Below are 18,843 nucleotides of genomic sequence, written 5' to 3'. Positions count from 1 at the left end.
ATGCTGTTTAGCTTCGCGTAAAATTTTAAAAAGTTGCAACTATTTTTTTTGCCTGATTGTAGTCAATAAAATAGCGAATGCTTAAAGAAAAAGCATGGTTTAAATTATTTGAAATTACAGTATTAAAATTAGTATTGTAATTGGTGTCTACAATTCGAGAAAAATCGGAAGAATTATTTCGATATAAAACAGTAGCTTGACTTCCTGGTGCAAACCACCACGAATATGACAAATCTAAATTCCAGGAATTAAAATTTGAGTTTTTATTTTCTGTATACCCAAATTTTTCTATTAAATAACCGTTTTCTTGCAAGGTATAAAAGGCATTGTTTTCTGCAGATGACCAGTAATGTCTTACAGACAAATTAAAATTCATTTGACTGTTAATAGAAAACTTACCCGTTAAGCTTTGGTCAATAGTAGTTCTGTTTCTTTGAGCTATAATAATTTCATCTGAAGCACCTAGAAAATCAACCCAGCCTATATTGTTTTTTTGTATCAATGGGCTTATGGAGTGAATTAAAGAAAACTTGTCGTTAAAACGATAACGAGGACTTATGTTTAATCCAAAACTACTTCGCCCAGGTGCGTTTGATTTGGTGTAATTATAACTCAAATCAAACGCAAACTTGTTGTTGTAATTTGTTGAAACCTTAAGCCATATATTATTATATGTTGGTGTAATTAAAAAACGATTATCAATTCGAGATTCATAATAATCATAACTTTTAAACGGTTTTATATTTAATCCAATGCCAAAATAATTATTTTTTTTTGTAGTAGTATTTAGACCAATATTGATGTTATTTTGTTGTAAATAATTTGAATTATTATTAAATTCAAAATAATTATTTAAATTAACTCTAAACGAATTGAATAATTTACTGGGTTTTAAAATGCGATAACTTGTGCCTGCATAAATCACATGATAATTGGTTTGAAAGTTGATGCCTAAATCATTTTTGTCAAAATCTTTTGAGATGTATTGACCTTCTAAAGCAAAACGAAAATTCCCACTGTTTTCCGATAGATATAATGATGATTCAATTCCATTGGTATTTTTTACATCAATGATGCTGCTCATGTTAATTTTTCCTGCAGCACTGTAGGCATTGTCTTTTGTGTTTAAATCAAAAAGCAATCCGGTCACATTTGCATCTCTAAAACTACCGTTTCGGGTTACATTTGTGTTAATAAATGAAACAGATGAATTTTGATTAAAGCGTTGGTCTAAAACCGTAACATTATAATTGGTCAAAGGAGATACAGTTTCTTTTCTTTCTTCTATAACTTCTTCATTGACATCATTGAGGTAGGTTTTTTTTATAATCACATCTGTTTTTTCAGTAACGGCATTTAAAAATCCAATCCCTAAACCGTTGTTATCTCTTCCCGAAATCTTTATAGCATTCAGTAAGTTTGTTTTGGTTGGGTAGTGTTCTATTGCTTCGTTATCATCTAAATCAGGATATAAACTTGGTCCAGCTCCAATTCTTCTAGAGTATAATAAATTTCCTTTGGTAAATAAGTCTGTTCCCTCTGTAAAAAAAGGACGGTTTTCATTAAATTGTTGTTCAAAAGGGCCAAGATTAAGTTCTACATTATCAAATTTTGTTTGACCAAAATCAGGAATTAAAATAGCGTCCAAAGTAAAAGAGTCATTTAGTCCGTATTTTAGATCTAATCCACCTTTAAAAGTGTACGAGGTTTCTTGTTTACTTAAATTTAAATAGGCAGATGTGTATGGAATAATAAATAAACGAGTAGGTGGTTTTATGTTTTTAATTCCATTTAAAACACCTGCTTGTTGCGAAAAAGCACTTGTTTTATTGTCGATAAAGTTCCAAGTGTATTTCTGCCTATTTCGTTTTACTTCTCTATAAAAGTTAATGCCCCAAGTCTGATTATCAATACTTGGAAATCGCAAGGCTGCATAAGGAATTTTCATTTCAACAACCCAGCCTTCAGGTGTAATTTTTACTTTACTATCCCATATGGCATTCCAAGAGTAATCTTCCCCTTCTAGTGAAGTAAAATTACAATCAGCTTGACCGTTTGCTGCAGAAACATAAAACTGAAAATCTTGTTGGCCGTCGTTAAATCCATTTATATATACGCCAAAAGTATCAGATATGCCAAAATTATCACGTTCTGTAATTTCTTTTAAAATTTTTAAAGGTTCATGATCATATAGTTTTGCAGCAATATAAATAGCGGTGTTGTCATATAGTATTTTAACTTCTGTTTTTAATCCTTCAGGTTCAGATGATCCGTTAATAGGTTCGAAACCCACAAAATCTTTCGCTATTTGAGCTGTTTTCCAAATTTCTTCGTTTAATTCTCCATCTATAGAAATTGGAAATGAGCTTAAAGATGCAGTAATTTGTTTTTTAAAACCAGCTTTTTCCTGACTAAAAAGAAGAGAGGGTTTAATAAATGCAATAACAACAAGTAATTGAAAAAAACGCATGTAATATTTTTTAATAAAAATAATTTATTTTTTAGTTAAAAATAATTTTAATTTATTTTTAACTAAACTTTAAGACTTAATGGTTTTTTTCATCACAATATGAATACCAACTCCCTGTATGTCAAATGGTTTACCAGTAACTTCATAACCTAATTTTTTATAAAAAACTACTGCCTTCTCACGTGCATTAAACCAAATAGTAGTTGCCTTTTTGGCGCTGCAAACCGCTTCAATTTCATGCAACAATAAAGTCCCAAACCCTTTGTCATGATGCTCCTCTAAAATTGCCATTCCTCTAATTTGAAATTGTTTTTTGGAATTTATAAGTTCATTTTTTTGTTCAAATAACGATCCAACACCAACAATTTTATCCTCTAAAATTACACCAAAATGTAGGGTTGATTTTTTTTCATCATCAACAAAATAACAACTTTCTATAGGCTTTTCCTTTCTTAAGACTAAATGTCTGATGGGGTAAACACTTTTTAAACTAACTTTTTGAACAGTTGTCATAGTATAAATATTTGTATGTTAATTGGTTAAAGTTTCGCAAACAGTTCAGGCAAAATTATAATAAAAAAACAATTAAAATATTCATAAAAAATTTGCAATTGAACAAATATATGCATTATATTTGCACCTCAATAATGCGAAAGTAGCTCAGTTGGTAGAGCTCCAGCCTTCCAAGCTGGTTGTCGCGAGTTCGAGCCTCGTCTTTCGCTCTAAAAACCTCAAGCTAGCCTTGAGGTTTTTTTATTTTAAATTATTTAGCTCTGTTTCGGGTTCAATTTCTACAGCTAGCTCATTAGGTCTAAATAAACGAGCGGTTAAATGCCCTTTTAATTGTATAGAGTTTCCATTTACTTCTAACCATGATCCTTCTCTTAGGCCTATAACAGGCTGTGGATTGTAAAAATGAAATTCATTAATTCTAGTATCTCTGGTTTCTCCCATATGTGTTGATGGAACATCAGCATCTAAATAGTGCGGATTGATATTGAATGAAACCAAACCTAATGTTCTATAACTTGGCGGATAAACTACCGGCATGTCATTTGTTGTGCCAATAGTTAAACCGCAAATATTACTTCCGGCACTTGTGCCTAAATAGGGAGTTCCGTTTTGTACTGCTATCTCTAAGGCGTCTAATAAATTGTTTTTATACAACTCGCTTAGTAAAACAAAAGTATTTCCACCTCCTATAAAAATAGCTTCAGCATTTTCAATTGCTTTTATAGTATTTTCAAATTCATGAATGCCTTTTACATTAATATTTAATGATTCAAAAAACAAGCTCACTTTTTGAGTATATGAATCATGTGATAGTCCGCCTGGCCTTGCATAAGGTATAAAAATTAAATTTTTAACTCCTTCAAAATGTTTTTTTAAAGTAGGTGATAAATAGGATAAATAGCTCCCATTATGCAGTGTTGAGGTGCTGGCTATGATGATTTTTTTCATTTTCATTTTGTTTTAAAACACAAATTTAGTTAATTGTCTTAAGATAAGTTTATAATCCTTTTAGATTTTGTTAAGAATACATTTTTTACATTTACATTTATCTTTTATTTAAGTTTATGAAAACAATAGTACTCTTCTTTTTTTTATGTTTTCCTGTTTTATTTTGGGCCCAAAACGGCACAATGTTTAAGGGTAAAATAGTTTCTGAAGTTTTAGATTTAGAAGGAGTTCATATTATTAATATTTCAACAATTAATGGATCGGTTTCAAATAAAGAGGGTTATTTTTCTATTCTTGCTAAAGCATCTGACACTTTAATTTTTAGTGCTATTTTTTTAGAACAAAAAAAATATGTAATTCGCCAAGAGGACATGTCTCAGAAATTGTTTTTAATTGTCATCAAACCTAATTTGGAATATCTTAAGGAAGTTGTTGTTACAGAATATCCAAATATGAACGCCGTTTCGTTAGGTATTTTACAAAAACCCGCAAAAGTATACACAAAAGCAGAACGAAGAATTAAAGCTGCAGAAGTTTTTAAATGGTATAGCCCTTTGTTAATTCCTTTAGGAGGAATGAGCGTTGAAGGTTTAATCAATCAAATTAGTGGTAGAACTACTATGTTAAAAAAAGAGCTAATTGTTGAGCGTAAAGAATTAGTACAAAGTAAGACGGCAGCTTATTTTAATAAAAAATACATGATGGATACGCTATTGATTCCAGAAGATTATATAGCTGGTTTTTATTACTATATTGATGACAATGTGCCCTTTTCTAATGCTTTAAGGATTAAAAATAAAACACAAGCCACTTTTATTTTACATCAATTGGCCGTTAATTATTTAATTTTAAAAGAAATTCCATTAAAAATTGAAGACAGAAAAGAATATCTGTCTCAACAAATCAAAGAAGATAAAGATGAAAAATAAACTTTTTTATCTATTTTTATTGGTTTCATTTATTTCATTTTCTCAAGTTAAAGAAAGAGATTTAATTGTTGGAAAAATAAAATCTGATTCTCTTGATGTTGAAAATATCACGGTTTTTAATGTTTCTTCTAACATTGGAGCTGTAACAGATATAGACGGAAAGTTTTCAATAAAGATGAGAGAAAAAGACACATTAGTAATTCAAGGCTTAGCTTATTTGTCCGCAAAATATATCGTACAAATAACCGATTTAGATAAAGAAGTTTTAGAAATATATTTGCAAACAAAAATTAACGAATTAAATGAAGTGATGGTTTCTCCTTATACTTTAACAGGCGTTTTAGAAGTTGATACAAATAAAATAAAAACATATGGTTTTACTAGTTCAATGGAAGATTTAAAAAAATTAAAGGCGAACGACATAAGAAATACGAGAATAAGAAATACAGCTATGCCAACAATTTTAGCTCAAACACCAGTGAATTTTTTAGCGATTTTTGGTTTTATTGGAAAAGGAATTAAAGAATTAGTAGGCAACAAGAAAGAAAAAACATCTGCGATTCATAAAGCTTTTAATAAAAAAAGATTTAAAGATGTTGCCTCAAAACCTTTTGGAGAGCATATGAAAGAACAATTTTCGAATCATTTTTTTATAAGTCAATTAAAAATTAAAAATGAAGATATTCCAAATTTTTTAGCTTTTTCAGAAACCTCAGTAAGTGAATTAGTTGAGTTTTTAAAGCCAGAAAATCATTTAAAACTCATAGAATATTTAATTTTTAAAGCAGAAGCTTTCAAAAAACAATAAAAAGAAGAATAAAATTTTATATTTGCTAAATGAAAAGGTTTATAATCACGACTGTTTTTCTTTTTTTATCATTATCATTTACTTCATTTTCAACTCACAAATTTTATATAGGTGTTTTTCAGGTGGATTATAAACAAGATAAAAAAGAGTTTCAAATTACATCTAGGGTTTTTATTGATGATATAGAAAAGGCTTTAGAAACAAAATACAAAAAAAAAATTTATTTATCTACTGCAAAAGAAATCAAAGAATCAGATGTTTTAATTGCAGCATATTTGAATGAGAAATTAAAAATTTCCATCAATGATAAACCACAAGAAATGCTCTTTTTAGCCAAAGAGTTTGAAGATGATGTACTGATTTGTTATCAAACCTTAGCCTATTCAAAAAACTTAAAATCAATAACACTTTATAATGCTGTGTTATTCGAGCAATTTTCTGAGCAACAAAATTTATTACATACCAACATCAATAGCATTAAAAAAAGCTTTTTATTTACCAATACCAACATACAAGAAAAACTAGAATTCTAAATCCAATCAATTAAATCCATGAAAAATAAATTAACATTATTGTCATTTAGCTTCTTATTTGTGTTTGCGCAAATAAATGCACAAGAAAAAAATGACTCAAAAAAAGAAGCAGGACATTATAACGAAAACAAATTTCGTCAAATGTATGATCTTTTAGCAACTCCTAATATGTTTAGAGCAGCCTCTGGAACACCAGGGCCCGCTTATTACCAGCAACAAGCTGATTATAATATTGATGTTGAAATTGACGATAAAAACACAAAATTATACGGAACAGAAACGATTACGTATACTAATAATGCCCCTGAATCTTTAGAGTATTTATGGATTCAGTTAGATCAAAACATGCGTTCTCTTACATCTGATAGCCCTTTAGTAGAAAATCAAAGAATTAGCGAAGCATTAACAGAAGATAGATTTGCAAAAGAATTTTTGGAAAACGGCTTTGATGGTGGATTTAATTTAGACTATGTAAAAGATGCTAATGGAAACCCTATGAAATATACCATCAATAAAACCATGATGCGTATAGATTTAGACAAACCTCTTAAAAACAATGAAAAAACAACGTTTTCAATTAAATGGTGGTATAACCTAAATAACTATCGCCTTGATGGTGGCCGTTCAGGTTACGAACAATTTGAAGATGGTAACCGTTTATATGTTATTGCTCAATTTTTTCCAAGAATGGCTGTTTATAGTGATGTTGAAGGATGGCAAAATATGCAATTTTGGGGTCGAGGTGAGTTTGCTCTAACTTTTGGAGACTATGATGTAAACATTACTGTACCTGCAGACCATATAATGGAAGCAACAGGTGAACTTCAAAACAGAAGCGAAGTATACACAAAAGAACAAGTAAAAAGATGGGAGAAAGCTCAAAACACATTTGACAAACCCGTAATTATTGTAACACAAAAAGAAGCTGAACAGGCTGAAAAAGGATTTTCTGATCAAAAGAAAACCTGGAATTTTAAAGCTATAAACGTTCGTGATTTTGGTTTTTCAACCTCTCGAAAATTTATGTTAGACGCCATGGCTGTTCAATTGAAAACTGTTAAGCCAATGGCTATTTCCATCTACCCAAAAGAAGCTAATCCGCTATGGGGCGAGTTTTCTACTAGAGCAGTAGCTCAAACTTTAGTAACGTATTCAAAACACACTTTTGATTATCCGTATCCAAAAGCAGTTTCAGTTTCGGCTGAAGATCAAGGAATGGAATATCCAATGATTTGTTGGAATTATGGGCGTCCTGATAAAGACGGAACCTATACAGAGAAAACAAAATATGGAATGCTGGGTGTAATTATACATGAAGTAGGTCACAATTATTTTCCTATGATTGTAAATTCAGATGAAAGACAATGGACTTGGATGGATGAAGGCCTAAACTCATTTTTAGAATACCTAACCGAAAAGGAATTTGATTCTAAGTTTCCAACCCGAAGAGGTCCTGCAAAAAACATTGTGCCTTATATGAAAGGAAATCAAGATTTTATTTCGCCTATTATGTCAAATTCTGAAAGCATATTTCAATTTGGAAATAATGCTTACGGAAAACCCGCAACGGCTTTAAATATTCTTCGTGAAACGGTTATGGGCCACGAACTTTTTGATCATGCTTTTAAAACCTATGCGCAACGATGGATGTTTAAGCATCCAACACCAGAGGACTTCTTTAGAACCATGGAAGACGCTTCAGCTGTAGATTTAGATTGGTACTGGAGAGGATGGTTTTATTCTACAGATTACGTAGATTTAGCAATAAAAGGAGTAAAAGAATATTATGTTGCAGACAAGCCTACATCAGATTTAAAAGATTATAAAATGAAAACAGGTCGATTTACCTTCAACGAAGGACCTTTCGTTTATTTAATTGATGCAAATCATAAAGAATTTAATAAAAAAAATAAAAAAGCATTTGAAGTAAAAGATGTAAAAATATTGGCAAATTATATAAATGAACATTACTCTGCAGAAGAGAAAAAAGCATTAAAAAACCCAAAATTCTTTTACGAAGTAGAATTTGAAAAACCAGGAGGATTGATAATGCCTCTTATTGTTGAATTGCAATATGAAGATGGAACCAGTGAAATTCAAAAGTTTCCAGCGCAAATTTGGAGAATGAATAACAACTCTGCCAAGCGGGTATTTGCTACCGATAAAAAAATAGTAAAAATACAATTGGATCCAAAATTAGAAACAGCAGACATAGATCTTGAAAATAACATGTGGCCCAAAGAAGCTGTAAAAACAAAATTTGACGCTTTAGAAAAAAACTAATTTTATTTTAACTTTATAAAAAATAACCTTTGACTAAATTTAAAATGTAGTCAAAGGTTATTTTTTTCTTTGTAACTTTGCTATTCAAAATTAATTTATCATACCATGTTTGGAATAGGAGGCGGAGAATTATTCTTCATCATATTAATTTCTATAATGATTTTTGGTTCTAAAGGAATACCAGATATAGCTCGATTTCTTGGGAAAAGTATGGCGCAATTAAAAAATGCAACCAACGAAATTAAACATGAAATTCAAAAAAGTGCTACAGAAAACGGTATGGATTTAAACACACTAACCGGCGGCATTTCAGAAGAAATTAAAAAAGCAAAAGAAGGAATTAAAAAAGCAGTGAACCCCATGGAAAACATTGCTTCAGATATTGCAAAACCCATTCAAAAGGTTAAAGAAGACATTGAAAATTTATCAGGACCTATAAAAAGACAATAAATGGTAGACGAGCTAATACGATTAGATAAAGATTTTTTTATTTTTTTAAACGGATTAGGCAGCAGTCCTTTTGATAATCTTTGGTTGATGATTACAAAACAATTTAATTGGGCACCTTTTTTTATAGCTATTTTTTATCTTCTGCAACGCAAAATAGGCTGGAAAAACATTGGAATAGTCATTCTTTTTTTAGCGCTATTGATCACCGCAACAGATCAAATTACCAATCTTTTTAAAAATGGATTTCAGCGGCTAAGGCCCTGTAGTGACCCAGAAATAAATGAGTTTATAAGAATTGTAAAAAGCAGTAAAACCTTTAGTTTCTTTTCTGGTCATGCATCAAATTCTACAGCTTCAACCGTGTTTATATTTTTAATTATAAGAACATATTATAAACATACTTATTTGTTATTTTTATTTCCTTTAATATTCGCTTATAGTCGCATTTATTTAGGACTTCATTTTCCTTTAGATATAGCGTCAGGTTATGTTTTTGGAATTATAATCGGTTTTATTTTTTATAAATTATATTGTTTATTCATAAAAAAAACAGAATAAAATAGTCTTAAATTTTTTATACATCATTTAAGTTAAAAAGCAAACCCTCTAGAGCACTCTTGTAACCGTTAAGCCATCTCTAATGGGCAATAAAACTGTTTCAACACGTAAATCTTCATTGATTAATTTATTGTACGATAACAAAGCTTTAGTGCTTAGGTCTTTTGGGTTTAAAGTTTCCAAAACTTTACCACTCCACAATACATTGTCCGATAAAATTATTCCACCTTTATTCATCATTGGTACAATCATGTTGTAATAATTGATGTAGTTTTCTTTGTCGGCATCAATAAACACTAAATCATACTTTTTGTTTAAAGTTGCAATAATCTCTAACGCATCGCCTAAGTAAGCCGTAATTTGATTTTTATTTTTTGATAAATTAAAATATTTTTCTTGAATTTCAACCAACTCTTCATTAATGTCTATTGTGTCCAAAGATCCATTTTTTTGTAAACCTTCTGCCAAACATAAAGCCGCATAACCTGTATATGTTCCAATTTCTAATATATGTTTAGGATTGATTATTTTAGATAACATACTCAAAACACGACCCTGAAAATGACCACTAAGCATGCGAGGTTGCATGATTTTTTGATGGGTTTCTTTGTCTAATTTTTTTAAAAGTTGAGGTTCTTGTTGACTGTGATTTGCAACATATTCTTCTAATTCTTCGGATATGAAATGCATATATTATATATTTTACACAAAAATACAAATTAACAATTTAACGACTAAACAAATTAACCTAACTTTGCGCCATGCAAACCACAAAAAAAGACATTAGAGCTTTAACTAAAGAACAACTCCGATCATTTTTTCAAGAAAATGGAGACCAAGCCTTTCGGGGCAATCAAGTATATGAGTGGCTTTGGAGCAAGCGTGCTCATACCTTTGAAGATATGACCAATGTTTCTAAAGAGACACGTGCTATGCTGCACGACCACTTTGTAATCAATCACATCAAAGTAGATGTTATGCAACGCAGCGAAGACGGTACAGTAAAAAATGCGGTGCGTTTACACGATGACTTAATTGTAGAAAGTGTTCTGATTCCTACAAAAACAAGAACAACAGCTTGTGTTTCCAGTCAAGTGGGTTGTAGTTTGGATTGTAATTTTTGCGCTACAGCTCGTTTAAAACGGATGCGAAATCTAGATCCCGGTGAAATTTACGATCAAGTTGTAGTTATTGATAACGAAAGTCGTTTGTATTTTGACAGGCCTTTGTCTAATATTGTTTTTATGGGAATGGGTGAGCCGTTGATGAATTACCCAAACGTTATGAAATCTATACAAATGATTACCTCTAAGGAGGGTTTAGGAATGTCACCAAAACGCATCACGGTTTCTACTTCGGGTGTTTCAAAAATGATAAAAAAAATGGCAGATGACGAAGCAAAATTTAAATTAGCCGTTTCGTTACATTCTGCTATTGAAGAAACGCGAAACAAAATTATGCCTTTCACGAAAAACTTTCCGTTACCCGAATTACGTGAAGCTTTGGAATATTGGTACAGCAAAACCAAAAGCGCGATCACCTATGAATATGTTGTTTGGAAAGGAATTAACGATGATAAAACCTCTATAGATGCGTTGGTTAAATTTTGCAAATATGTACCTTGTAAGGTCAATCTTATTGAATATAATCCAATTGATGATGGCGATTTTCAGCAAGCATCAGAGCAAGCAACTAACGATTACATTGCCGCTCTTGAAAAAAATAAGATCATCGTAAAAGTTAGAAGAAGTAGAGGTAAAGACATTGACGCTGCCTGTGGTCAGTTGGCCAATAAATCTTAAAACGTATACTCTTGTAGTATTGTATCTGCAGTAGTATTTACTTATTTGAAGTTAATTGAACCAATCACGAGTTGTTTTACGAGTTTAATAAGTTCATTAAAGGCTTCTGTTTCTTTTAGGTCTATAAAAGATAGGATTGCTTTGATACAATTGATGTTTTTAACTACTTTTGTATTTGCAATGATATTGTAAATACATACGCTCTAATTAACAAATGCACATTTGAAAATAGTAGAACAAATAAAAACACCTATTGCTTTAGAAATGGAACTTTTTGAAAAAAAGTTCCACGAATCTATGGCCTCTAAAGTTGCTTTATTAAACCGAATCACCTATTATATTGTAAACCGGAAAGGAAAACAAATGCGCCCTATGTTTGTTTTTTTGACTGCTAAAATGATTTCCGAGGGACTTGTTAACGATCGTACCTATCGAGGTGCTTCTGTAATAGAACTGATTCATACCGCAACCCTTGTTCACGACGATGTTGTAGATGAGAGCAATAAGAGAAGAGGTTTTTTTTCTATAAATGCGCTTTGGAAAAATAAAATTGCCGTTTTAGTTGGCGATTATTTACTTTCAAAAGGTTTGTTGCTTTCCATTGATAACAACGATTTTGATTTATTAAAAATAATATCTGTTGCCGTTCGTGAAATGAGCGAAGGTGAATTGCTTCAAATAGAAAAAGCCCGAAGGTTAGACATAACAGAAGCTATTTATTACGAAATAATTCGACAAAAAACAGCCACATTAATTGCAGCTTGTTGTGCTTTAGGGGCTTGTTCTGTTGCTCCTGAAAACACGGAAGTAATTGAAAAAATGCGAAAATTTGGCGAACTTATTGGTACAGCATTTCAAATTAAAGATGATTTATTTGATTACACCGATGATGCCATAGGAAAACCAACCGGAATAGACATCAAAGAACAAAAAATGACCTTACCGTTAATTTATGCTTTAAATAATTGCTCTTCAAAAGAAAAAAGATGGGTAATTAATTCGGTAAAAAACTACAACAAAGACAAAAAAAGAGTCAAAGAAGTCATTCAGTTTGTTAAAGACAAAAACGGCTTAATTTATGCCGAAAATAAAATGGTAGAATTTCAGCAAAAAGCCCTAAAATTACTTCAAGATTTTCCCGAATCAGAATATAAAGCCTCATTAGTTTTAATGGTTAACTACGTTATTGAAAGAAATAAATAGTATTTTTTTAATTTTATTCAAATAATTTTTACTGTAAAAATACACCTGTTACTGTAAAGAAAATCTTTGTAACTTAGCGGTTCGTAAATAAATAATTTGATTTCACAAGCATCCATAGAAACCGTTTTTGAAACTGCTCGAGTAGAGGAGGTTATTGGCGATTTCGTAAACTTAAAACGTGCAGGAAGTAACTTAAAAGGCTTAAGTCCTTTTGTAGATGAAAAATCTCCTTCGTTTATGGTTTCTCCAGTAAAGCAAATATGGAAAGATTTTTCGAGTGGAAAAGGAGGTAATGTAGTTTCATTCTTAATGGAACACGAACACTTTACTTATCCAGAAGCTATACGTTATTTAGCCAAAAAATACAATATTGAAATTGAAGAAACCATTCAAACAGATCAAGATTTGGCCGTTGCCAATGAAAAAGAAAGTATGTATTTGGTTTCTGAATACGCCAGCACCTATTTTCAAAATATTTTACTAAATAATGAAGAGGGTAAGGCCATAGGATTATCCTATTTTAAAGAAAGAGGCTTTACGGCTGAAACCATTAAAAAATTTAATTTAGGTTATTCTCCCGAAAGTTGGGACGCTTTTACTAAAGAAGCTTTAGGCAAAGGGTATAAGCTTGAATTTTTGGAAAAAACAGGACTGTCTATCGTTAAAGAAGACAAACAATTTGACCGTTTTAAAGGGCGTGTTATGTTTCCTATTCAAAGTATGAGTGGAAGGGTTTTAGGTTTTGGGGGTCGAATTTTAACGAATGATAAAAAAGCTGCCAAATACTTAAATTCACCAGAAAGTGATATCTATCATAAAAGCAAAGTGCTTTACGGAATTTTTCATGCCAAACAATCCATTGCTAAAAACAATAATTGTTATTTGGTAGAAGGTTATACAGATGTTATTCAATTTAACCAATCAGGCATTGAAAATGTTGTTTCCTCATCTGGTACAGCATTAACACCAGATCAGATTCGATTGATAAACCGATTAACCCCAAATATTACCGTGCTATTTGATGGAGATGCTGCAGGTTTACGCGCCTCTGTTCGTGGAATTGACTTAATTTTGGAGGCAGGAATGAACGTAAAGGTTTGTACGTTTCCTGATGGCGAAGACCCAGACAGTTTTGCAAAAAAAACCTCTTATGATGACTTGATGCGTTATTTAGATGAAAATTCTAAAGATTTTATTCAGTTTAAGGCTTCGTTATTGATGAATGATGCTAAAAACGACCCTATTAAAAAAGCTGATTTGATTCGAGATATGGTGGTCAGTATTTCTAAAATACCAGACCGTATTAAGCGTGAAGTATATATTAAAGAGTGTGCTCGAATCATGGATATTTCCGAAGAAGTTTTGTTTAACACTTTGGCTCAATTGGTCAAAAAGGATATTTCAGAAGCAAGTAAGCAATTAAAAACAGAACAAAAAGCATTTGATGTTGTTAAGAATAATACACTTACTTCAACCTCAAAAGTTGATGTTCAATATCAATTAGAGCATCAAATAATTCAAATTTTATTGCTATATGGAAATATAGAAGATGATTTTGAAGATATTACACACAGAGCAGATGAAGAAGGTGAGCTTTTTGAATTTAAAGAGATTAACAGGTATAAAGTTCATCAACGTTTATTTTTAAGTTTGCAAGAAGATGAAATTGAACTTGCGAACCCTTTATTTAATCTTATATATAAAGATATAATTGATTATTATAATCGTACAGAAAAATTTGAAATTGAGCATTATTTGCAGCAAATTCCAGAAGAAATTGCACAAGAAGTTACCTCTATTTTAATGAATGAAGAGCGTGAAGTTCTTCACAATTGGGAAGCGCAACAAATTATAGTAAAACAAAAGGAAAAATCAATATCTCAATACGTTACAGAAACAATTTTAACTTTAAGATGGTATTTGGTCAATAAAATTATTGACGACTTAAAAGTGGAGCTAAAAGAAAAACAAGACCAAGACAACAAGGAAATTCTATCCATGGTTGTTGATTATTTAGGACTTACCAATATGTTTTCCAAAAAACTTGGAAGAGTTATGACAAGGCATTTTTAAATTAAGTCAAAACTTTTAGCTTTATTTATTAAGTCTATTAAATTTGTAACACTTAACTTGTGTAACAATCGAAGTTTATAGGTGCTTATTGTTTTTTCGTCAATATTTAAAATTACAGCTATTTCTTTATTTTTTTTTCCGCTTGCTAAATATTTTAAAACTTCCATTTCCCTTGACGACAATTTTTTAAATAAGCGGTCGCTTTTTTTGGTAATTTTTTCGTTTTGTGTTTTAAGAAATTTACTAATAAAAACATTACCCATTGCAACCGATTTAATCGCAGTTTCAAACTCTTTTAAAGAAGCACTTTTTTCTAAATACCCTTTAACCCCTATTTTTAAAGCATTATTGGCATATAATGATTCAGAAACATTGGAAAAAACAAAAAATTTAATGTGAGAAAATTCTTTTATTAAATTAGAAATATCATTAATACTTGTTAATCCTTTTAGTTCAATGTCCAAAACTACAATGTGTATCACTTTATTGTCAAGTAAGTCATACAAATCTTCTAAATAGTTTACATATGCTAGTACATTAAAATCATTCGATTCCTTAAGGTACGACTTTATACCTTGGTGGGTTATTGGGTTGTTGTCAGCGACACATAATTTTAACATTTTGTTTTATTTAATAATTATTTTATCAAAAATAAAACACTTTTTACTCAAATATGTTAAAATTATGTTATTTTATTGTTTATTTTTTTAAACAAACCGGAATTGGCTCTATTTTATGTTTATTTAACAAATTAAGCCGCTTATAAATAGCTATCACTTCTGCTTTTCTGTCAGAAAAATCTTCAACAGACTTACCGTTTTCTACTTGCGCCATTGCCCATTCTAATTCATCATAACTTGCACCCAGTTGATCTTCGTCACTTCGCTCATCGCCAAACAAGCCATCTGTTGGTTTTGCTATTAAAATGCTTTCAGGAACACCTACATGTTTTGCTAATAGGCGTACTTCACTTTTCAATAAGTCGGCTATAGGACTCAGGTCGACTCCTCCGTCACCATATTTTGTGTAAAATCCTACGCCAAAATCTTCTACTTTGTTGCCTGTTCCAGCAACCAACAAGACATGTATGCCTGCCAAATAATACAGTGTAGACATGCGTAAGCGGGCTCTTGTATTAGCCAATGAAAGATGGTATAAATGTTCGTTTTCTGAAGCCAGTACTTGTTTTTTAAATGTTTCAAAAACAGGTGTCAAATCTACACGTTCATTTGAAACATTTGAAAAGCGTTTTTTTAATTGCTCCATATGCTCGTTTGCTCTACTAACATGACTTTCTGCCTGATGAATCGGCATTTCAACACATAAGGTACGCAAACCCGTTTGTGCACATAGTGTAGAAGTTAACGCACTGTCTATACCGCCAGAAACTCCTACAACAAATCCGGATATCTTTGCATTAGTTGCATAATCGAACAACCATTTTACAATATGTTTGTTTATTTTTTCTGGATCAAAGTGTGTTGATTGTGCCATTTTTTCAGATTTATATGTGGTATTATTAAACTATATTTGCATATTATTTATTTCTATAAAAGTATAAAATTTATTTTCCATGAAAAAGTATTTCTTTTTAATTATTTGCTTTTTTATTCTAAGCTCATGTAAGAAAAAGGCAGTATCAAATGTTGATGTGTCAGATATTTCTGTAAGTTTTAATATTGAGCGTTTTGACCAAAAATTCTTTGAATTAAAACCACAAAATTTATCCAAATTAAAAACGGAGTTCCCATTTTTGTTTCCTGATATATATGCAGATTCTGTTTGGATAAACAAACTAAACGACCCTATTTCAAGAGAATTATACAATGAGGTTCAAAAAGAGTATGCCTCTTTAGGCTCCTTAGAGTTTGATATTAAAAAGCTGTTGCAACATATTAAATACTATTATCCTGAAACTAAAACACCCCGAATAATTACTGTAATTACTGAAGTTGATGAAGATGCAAATGTTATTTATACAGCTGATTTTTTATTTCTTTCTTTAGATTGTTATTTAGGTCAAAAACATCCTTTTTATGCTAATTTTGATGCGTATAAAAAAAATAAGTTCAATAAATCTCAAATACTACCCGATATTATTGGCAGCTTTTCGTATGGAAAAATTGCAGCCCCAAAAAATAAAAATTTACTTTCTTTTATGATATATAAAGGAAAAGAATTATACATGAAAGATTTATTGATTCCAGATGTTGCTGATTTTGATAAAATTGCATACACACAAAGTCAACTGCAATGGTGTCAGGAAAATGAAGATCAGATGTGGCGATATTTTATTGAAAACAAACTACTCTATGATTCAAATCCTAAAAACGAGCAGCGTTTTATGAACGATGCCCCTTTTTCTAAATTTTATTTAGAAATAGATGCCGAATCGCCAGGAAGAATTGGTGCATGGCTGGGCTGGCAAATGGTGCGAAGTTATGCTGCTAACCACCCTAATAAAACCTTGCAAGATATACTTGCGTTAGACGCAAAAAAATTGTTTGAAGAATCAAAATATAAACCCAAAAAATAATGTTAAAAACATCCGAAATTAAATTCTTAGTTGAATTAGACGAAAATAAAATTCCCGAAAAATTAACATGGACTGCGCAAGATGGCGGCATAGAAATGGAAGAAACTAAAGCCATAATGTTATCTATATGGGACAATAAAGCAAAAGAAAGCTTGCGTATAGATTTGTGGACCAAAGACATGCCTGTTGACGAAATGAAATTGTTTTTTCATCAAACATTAGTAGCCATGTCAGACACTTATTTTAGAGCTACAGACGATGAAAAAATGACTGAAACCATGAAAGATTTTTGTACTTATTTTGCAGAAAAGTTGGATTTAGTGAAGTAGATTTTAATTTTTTTTATCATTTTTATTTCATCGAATCAAAGAAAAAGGGCCTTTTATAAGCCTGCCCTTTTTAAATTCAATAAGATTCCAATAATATGTAACAAGGATAGTTTGTTTGTGTGCCTAATTTTTCAAAATTATAATTTAGTGTAAAACTTGTGCCAAAATTAGAATTAGCATAGCCTCCTGTAGTAAAATTATCTAGAGAAGCCCATATATCTTTCATTTCTTCATTGGCAGTAACCGTTACTGTAAAGGGTTCGTCTATAACCACATTAGTACTTGATGCTGTTACTTGAATAGCAAAAGTACTTTCGGTAGTAGTATTGTCTTCTGATGAGCAGTTGGCTAACAGAAAACATAGGGCTAAAAGTAGGATTGGGTAAGTTCCATTAGTAAATGCAACTTTGAGAAGCACTTCATATTGTTTACTATTCGCAAAATCCGCTCCGCATTCTATGACAAAAAACAACTAAAAAGTGTTAAATTTTTTATTTTATAAATATTTTTAAAATCAAAAAGTAAAAAGCAATAACAATAAATAATACAAAAAACACCCAAAAATAGCGCAGCGGTTTATTGTAATTTTTCCGTAACAAATTTACATTTATAACAGACGCAACACCACCAAGTGCACCACCAACCATTCCGCCAAGAAAAACTAACAAAACAGGTATGTAAGCTAAAAACAAATCTAAACCTTTAAGCCTTTTATTGATAAGGTTTTCTTTTTCATCTATTGTTAAAATTAAATGCGAAAAATCTGGAAAACTTTTCTTTTGATAGACTTTAACAAGTGTACCTAAATCATTTTTTAACAATAATGGTGTTCCTTTTTCTTTACTCTTTTCTACAAGACTCCCGTTTTGGTAAAACGTTATAGCACCCGTAAACCAATTGTACTGATACTCTAATTGAGATGTTGAAAAATTGGGAAGATTAAATTTAGTTTTCATTTGATAATGTTTAATAATTTAATTAATTTTTATAAAAGAATAAAAATTATTACAAATAAATGATGCATCCTCATTTGACATACCTATAAAAGGCATAACAAAAATAAAGCCTGTACTCTTTTCAATACAAAACGCATCACCACCACCATTAGTGCCAAAAATAAAAAATTTAGAGGCATATTCTAAAACATTATAATCAATATTCAATTGAATTAATTCATTTATTGCCCATATTAGACAATAATCCTCTTCCCTATAAATTTCAGCACCATTAGAATTGCTGTAAAATTCTATAAACCCGTCAGGTAATATGAAATTAATATTTTTTAAAAACATATTTATTTCTTCCACCTCTGCAGGATTATTTTTTTTTATTTTAATCATAATATTATCTATTTTTTTCTTAATAAAGCGTTCCAATAATTAGTAAATTTAGCGTGTTCTGGTTGTGC

20 protein-coding genes and 1 tRNA gene are annotated in these 18,843 nt (G+C 30.7%); 12 read left to right on the top strand and 9 right to left on the bottom strand.

Features of this window, described 5'->3' with window-relative positions; all coding sequences use genetic code 11:
- Positions 1–25: 25 nt before the first annotated feature.
- Positions 26–2,470: a DUF5916 domain-containing protein gene (locus AABM47_RS04765; RefSeq protein ID WP_338409783.1), complete on the bottom strand. Its 2,445-nt coding sequence runs from the start codon at positions 2,468–2,470 to the stop codon at positions 26–28.
- 69 nt (positions 2,471–2,539) lie between these two features.
- A complete protein-coding gene (locus tag AABM47_RS04760; RefSeq protein WP_338409782.1) occupies positions 2,540–2,983 on the bottom strand; it encodes a GNAT family N-acetyltransferase in 444 nt (147 codons plus the stop codon).
- Between the two features lie 136 nt (positions 2,984–3,119).
- Between AABM47_RS04760 and AABM47_RS04755 the strand changes: the two genes are divergently transcribed.
- Positions 3,120–3,192, top strand: a tRNA-Gly gene (locus AABM47_RS04755).
- A 31-nt stretch (positions 3,193–3,223) separates the two neighbouring features.
- Here AABM47_RS04755 and pepE read toward each other — a convergent pair.
- The gene (gene pepE / locus AABM47_RS04750; RefSeq protein ID WP_338409781.1) at positions 3,224–3,931 is read right to left on the bottom strand and encodes a dipeptidase PepE; all 708 of its coding nucleotides are present in this window, start codon (positions 3,929–3,931) and stop codon (positions 3,224–3,226) included.
- 116 nt (positions 3,932–4,047) lie between these two features.
- On the opposite strand from pepE, the gene AABM47_RS04745 reads away from it, so the two are divergent.
- The 6 genes from AABM47_RS04745 (at position 4,048) to AABM47_RS04720 (ending at position 9,492) form a co-directional block, all read left to right on the top strand.
- Positions 4,048–4,860, top strand: coding sequence for a hypothetical protein (locus AABM47_RS04745; RefSeq protein ID WP_338409780.1), 813 nt, complete (start codon positions 4,048–4,050; stop codon positions 4,858–4,860).
- Positions 4,850–5,668, top strand: a complete 819-nt coding sequence (locus AABM47_RS04740; RefSeq protein ID WP_338409779.1) for a carboxypeptidase-like regulatory domain-containing protein — start codon at positions 4,850–4,852, stop codon at positions 5,666–5,668. Before AABM47_RS04745 ends, AABM47_RS04740 begins: the two co-directional genes overlap by 11 nt.
- Before the next feature lie 29 nt (positions 5,669–5,697).
- On the top strand, positions 5,698–6,201 hold the full coding sequence (locus AABM47_RS04735; RefSeq protein WP_338409778.1) for a DUF6702 family protein: 504 nt from the start codon (positions 5,698–5,700) through the stop codon (positions 6,199–6,201).
- Positions 6,202–6,219: 18 nt separating this feature from the next.
- Positions 6,220–8,484: a M1 family metallopeptidase gene (locus AABM47_RS04730; RefSeq protein WP_338409777.1), complete on the top strand. Its 2,265-nt coding sequence runs from the start codon at positions 6,220–6,222 to the stop codon at positions 8,482–8,484.
- Between the two features lie 105 nt (positions 8,485–8,589).
- Complete coding sequence (locus AABM47_RS04725; protein ID WP_338409776.1) at positions 8,590–8,934, top strand: twin-arginine translocase TatA/TatE family subunit; 345 nt, start codon at positions 8,590–8,592, stop codon at positions 8,932–8,934.
- Positions 8,935–9,492 carry a phosphatase PAP2 family protein gene (locus AABM47_RS04720; RefSeq protein ID WP_338409775.1) on the top strand — a complete coding sequence of 186 codons (558 nt, stop codon included), beginning with the start codon at positions 8,935–8,937 and terminating at the stop codon, positions 9,490–9,492. It begins immediately after the preceding gene.
- Positions 9,493–9,540: 48 nt separating this feature from the next.
- Here AABM47_RS04720 and AABM47_RS04715 read toward each other — a convergent pair whose 3' ends face one another.
- A complete protein-coding gene (locus tag AABM47_RS04715) occupies positions 9,541–10,182 on the bottom strand; it encodes an O-methyltransferase (protein ID WP_338409774.1) in 642 nt (213 codons plus the stop codon).
- 71 nt (positions 10,183–10,253) lie between these two features.
- Here AABM47_RS04715 and rlmN point away from each other — a divergent pair, with 71 nt between their 5' ends.
- The 3 genes from rlmN (at position 10,254) to dnaG (ending at position 14,570) form a co-directional block, all read left to right on the top strand.
- Positions 10,254–11,294, top strand: coding sequence for a 23S rRNA (adenine(2503)-C(2))-methyltransferase RlmN (gene rlmN / locus AABM47_RS04710; protein ID WP_338409773.1), 1,041 nt, complete (start codon positions 10,254–10,256; stop codon positions 11,292–11,294).
- 222 nt (positions 11,295–11,516) lie between these two features.
- Positions 11,517–12,497 carry a polyprenyl synthetase family protein gene (locus AABM47_RS04705; protein WP_338409772.1) on the top strand — a complete coding sequence of 327 codons (981 nt, stop codon included), beginning with the start codon at positions 11,517–11,519 and terminating at the stop codon, positions 12,495–12,497.
- A gap of 96 nt (positions 12,498–12,593) precedes the next feature.
- Positions 12,594–14,570, top strand: coding sequence for a DNA primase (dnaG, locus tag AABM47_RS04700; protein ID WP_338409771.1), 1,977 nt, complete (start codon positions 12,594–12,596; stop codon positions 14,568–14,570).
- Here the strand turns inward: dnaG and AABM47_RS04695 are convergent.
- Together AABM47_RS04695 and nadE are read right to left on the bottom strand one after the other, a co-directional pair.
- A complete protein-coding gene (locus tag AABM47_RS04695; RefSeq protein WP_338409770.1) occupies positions 14,567–15,190 on the bottom strand; it encodes a response regulator transcription factor in 624 nt (207 codons plus the stop codon). The two genes, dnaG and AABM47_RS04695, sit on opposite strands and share 4 nt — an antisense overlap.
- 79 nt (positions 15,191–15,269) lie before the next feature.
- Positions 15,270–16,064: an NAD(+) synthase gene (gene nadE, locus AABM47_RS04690; protein WP_338409769.1), complete on the bottom strand. Its 795-nt coding sequence runs from the start codon at positions 16,062–16,064 to the stop codon at positions 15,270–15,272.
- 79 nt (positions 16,065–16,143) lie between these two features.
- Here nadE and gldB point away from each other — a divergent pair, with 79 nt between their 5' ends.
- Both gldB and gldC read left to right on the top strand, forming a co-directional pair.
- On the top strand, positions 16,144–17,106 hold the full coding sequence (gldB, locus tag AABM47_RS04685; protein ID WP_338409768.1) for a gliding motility lipoprotein GldB: 963 nt from the start codon (positions 16,144–16,146) through the stop codon (positions 17,104–17,106).
- Complete coding sequence (gldC, locus tag AABM47_RS04680) at positions 17,106–17,435, top strand: gliding motility protein GldC (RefSeq protein ID WP_338409767.1); 330 nt, start codon at positions 17,106–17,108, stop codon at positions 17,433–17,435. Before gldB ends, gldC begins: the two co-directional genes overlap by 1 nt.
- A gap of 76 nt (positions 17,436–17,511) precedes the next feature.
- Here the strand turns inward: gldC and AABM47_RS04675 are convergent, their stop codons facing one another.
- The 3 genes from AABM47_RS04675 to AABM47_RS04665 are packed head-to-tail and all read right to left on the bottom strand — an operon-like array spanning position 17,512 to position 18,775.
- Positions 17,512–17,907 (bottom strand): hypothetical protein, encoded by a 396-nt coding sequence (locus tag AABM47_RS04675; protein ID WP_338409766.1) that lies wholly within the window; start codon positions 17,905–17,907, stop codon positions 17,512–17,514.
- Positions 17,908–17,926: 19 nt separating this feature from the next.
- A complete protein-coding gene (locus AABM47_RS04670; RefSeq protein ID WP_338409765.1) occupies positions 17,927–18,391 on the bottom strand; it encodes a hypothetical protein in 465 nt (154 codons plus the stop codon).
- Positions 18,392–18,409: 18 nt separating this feature from the next.
- Positions 18,410–18,775, bottom strand: coding sequence for an SMI1/KNR4 family protein (locus AABM47_RS04665; RefSeq protein ID WP_338409764.1), 366 nt, complete (start codon positions 18,773–18,775; stop codon positions 18,410–18,412).
- Positions 18,776–18,843 lie beyond the last annotated feature (68 nt).

The sequence above is a fragment of the uncultured Flavobacterium sp. genome (assembly GCF_963925415.1).
Classification (GTDB): Bacteria; Bacteroidota; Bacteroidia; order Flavobacteriales; family Flavobacteriaceae; genus Flavobacterium.
This window is presented reverse-complemented; position numbering and strand designations above follow the sequence as displayed.

Bases quoted from the DNA above. Each gene is read 5' to 3' on its own strand.
- AABM47_RS04735 (WP_338409778.1), top strand. From the start codon at position 5,698: ATGAAAAGGTTTATAATCACGACTGTTTTTCTTTTTTTATCATTATCA.
- AABM47_RS04715 (WP_338409774.1), bottom strand. From the start codon at position 10,182: ATGCATTTCATATCCGAAGAATTAGAAGAATATGTTGCAAATCACAGT.
- gldB (WP_338409768.1), top strand. From the start codon at position 16,144: ATGAAAAAGTATTTCTTTTTAATTATTTGCTTTTTTATTCTAAGCTCA.
- AABM47_RS04720 (WP_338409775.1), top strand. From the start codon at position 8,935: ATGGTAGACGAGCTAATACGATTAGATAAAGATTTTTTTATTTTTTTA.
- AABM47_RS04740 (WP_338409779.1), top strand. From the start codon at position 4,850: ATGAAAAATAAACTTTTTTATCTATTTTTATTGGTTTCATTTATTTCA.
- AABM47_RS04730 (WP_338409777.1), top strand. From the start codon at position 6,220: ATGAAAAATAAATTAACATTATTGTCATTTAGCTTCTTATTTGTGTTT.
- AABM47_RS04745 (WP_338409780.1), top strand. From the start codon at position 4,048: ATGAAAACAATAGTACTCTTCTTTTTTTTATGTTTTCCTGTTTTATTT.
- AABM47_RS04725 (WP_338409776.1), top strand. From the start codon at position 8,590: ATGTTTGGAATAGGAGGCGGAGAATTATTCTTCATCATATTAATTTCT.
- rlmN (WP_338409773.1), top strand. From the start codon at position 10,254: ATGCAAACCACAAAAAAAGACATTAGAGCTTTAACTAAAGAACAACTC.
- AABM47_RS04765 (WP_338409783.1), bottom strand. From the start codon at position 2,470: ATGCGTTTTTTTCAATTACTTGTTGTTATTGCATTTATTAAACCCTCT.
- pepE (WP_338409781.1), bottom strand. From the start codon at position 3,931: ATGAAAAAAATCATCATAGCCAGCACCTCAACACTGCATAATGGGAGC.
- gldC (WP_338409767.1), top strand. From the start codon at position 17,106: ATGTTAAAAACATCCGAAATTAAATTCTTAGTTGAATTAGACGAAAAT.
- nadE (WP_338409769.1), bottom strand. From the start codon at position 16,064: ATGGCACAATCAACACACTTTGATCCAGAAAAAATAAACAAACATATT.
- AABM47_RS04695 (WP_338409770.1), bottom strand. From the start codon at position 15,190: ATGTTAAAATTATGTGTCGCTGACAACAACCCAATAACCCACCAAGGT.
- AABM47_RS04760 (WP_338409782.1), bottom strand. From the start codon at position 2,983: ATGACAACTGTTCAAAAAGTTAGTTTAAAAAGTGTTTACCCCATCAGA.
- AABM47_RS04670 (WP_338409765.1), bottom strand. From the start codon at position 18,391: ATGAAAACTAAATTTAATCTTCCCAATTTTTCAACATCTCAATTAGAG.
- AABM47_RS04665 (WP_338409764.1), bottom strand. From the start codon at position 18,775: ATGATTAAAATAAAAAAAAATAATCCTGCAGAGGTGGAAGAAATAAAT.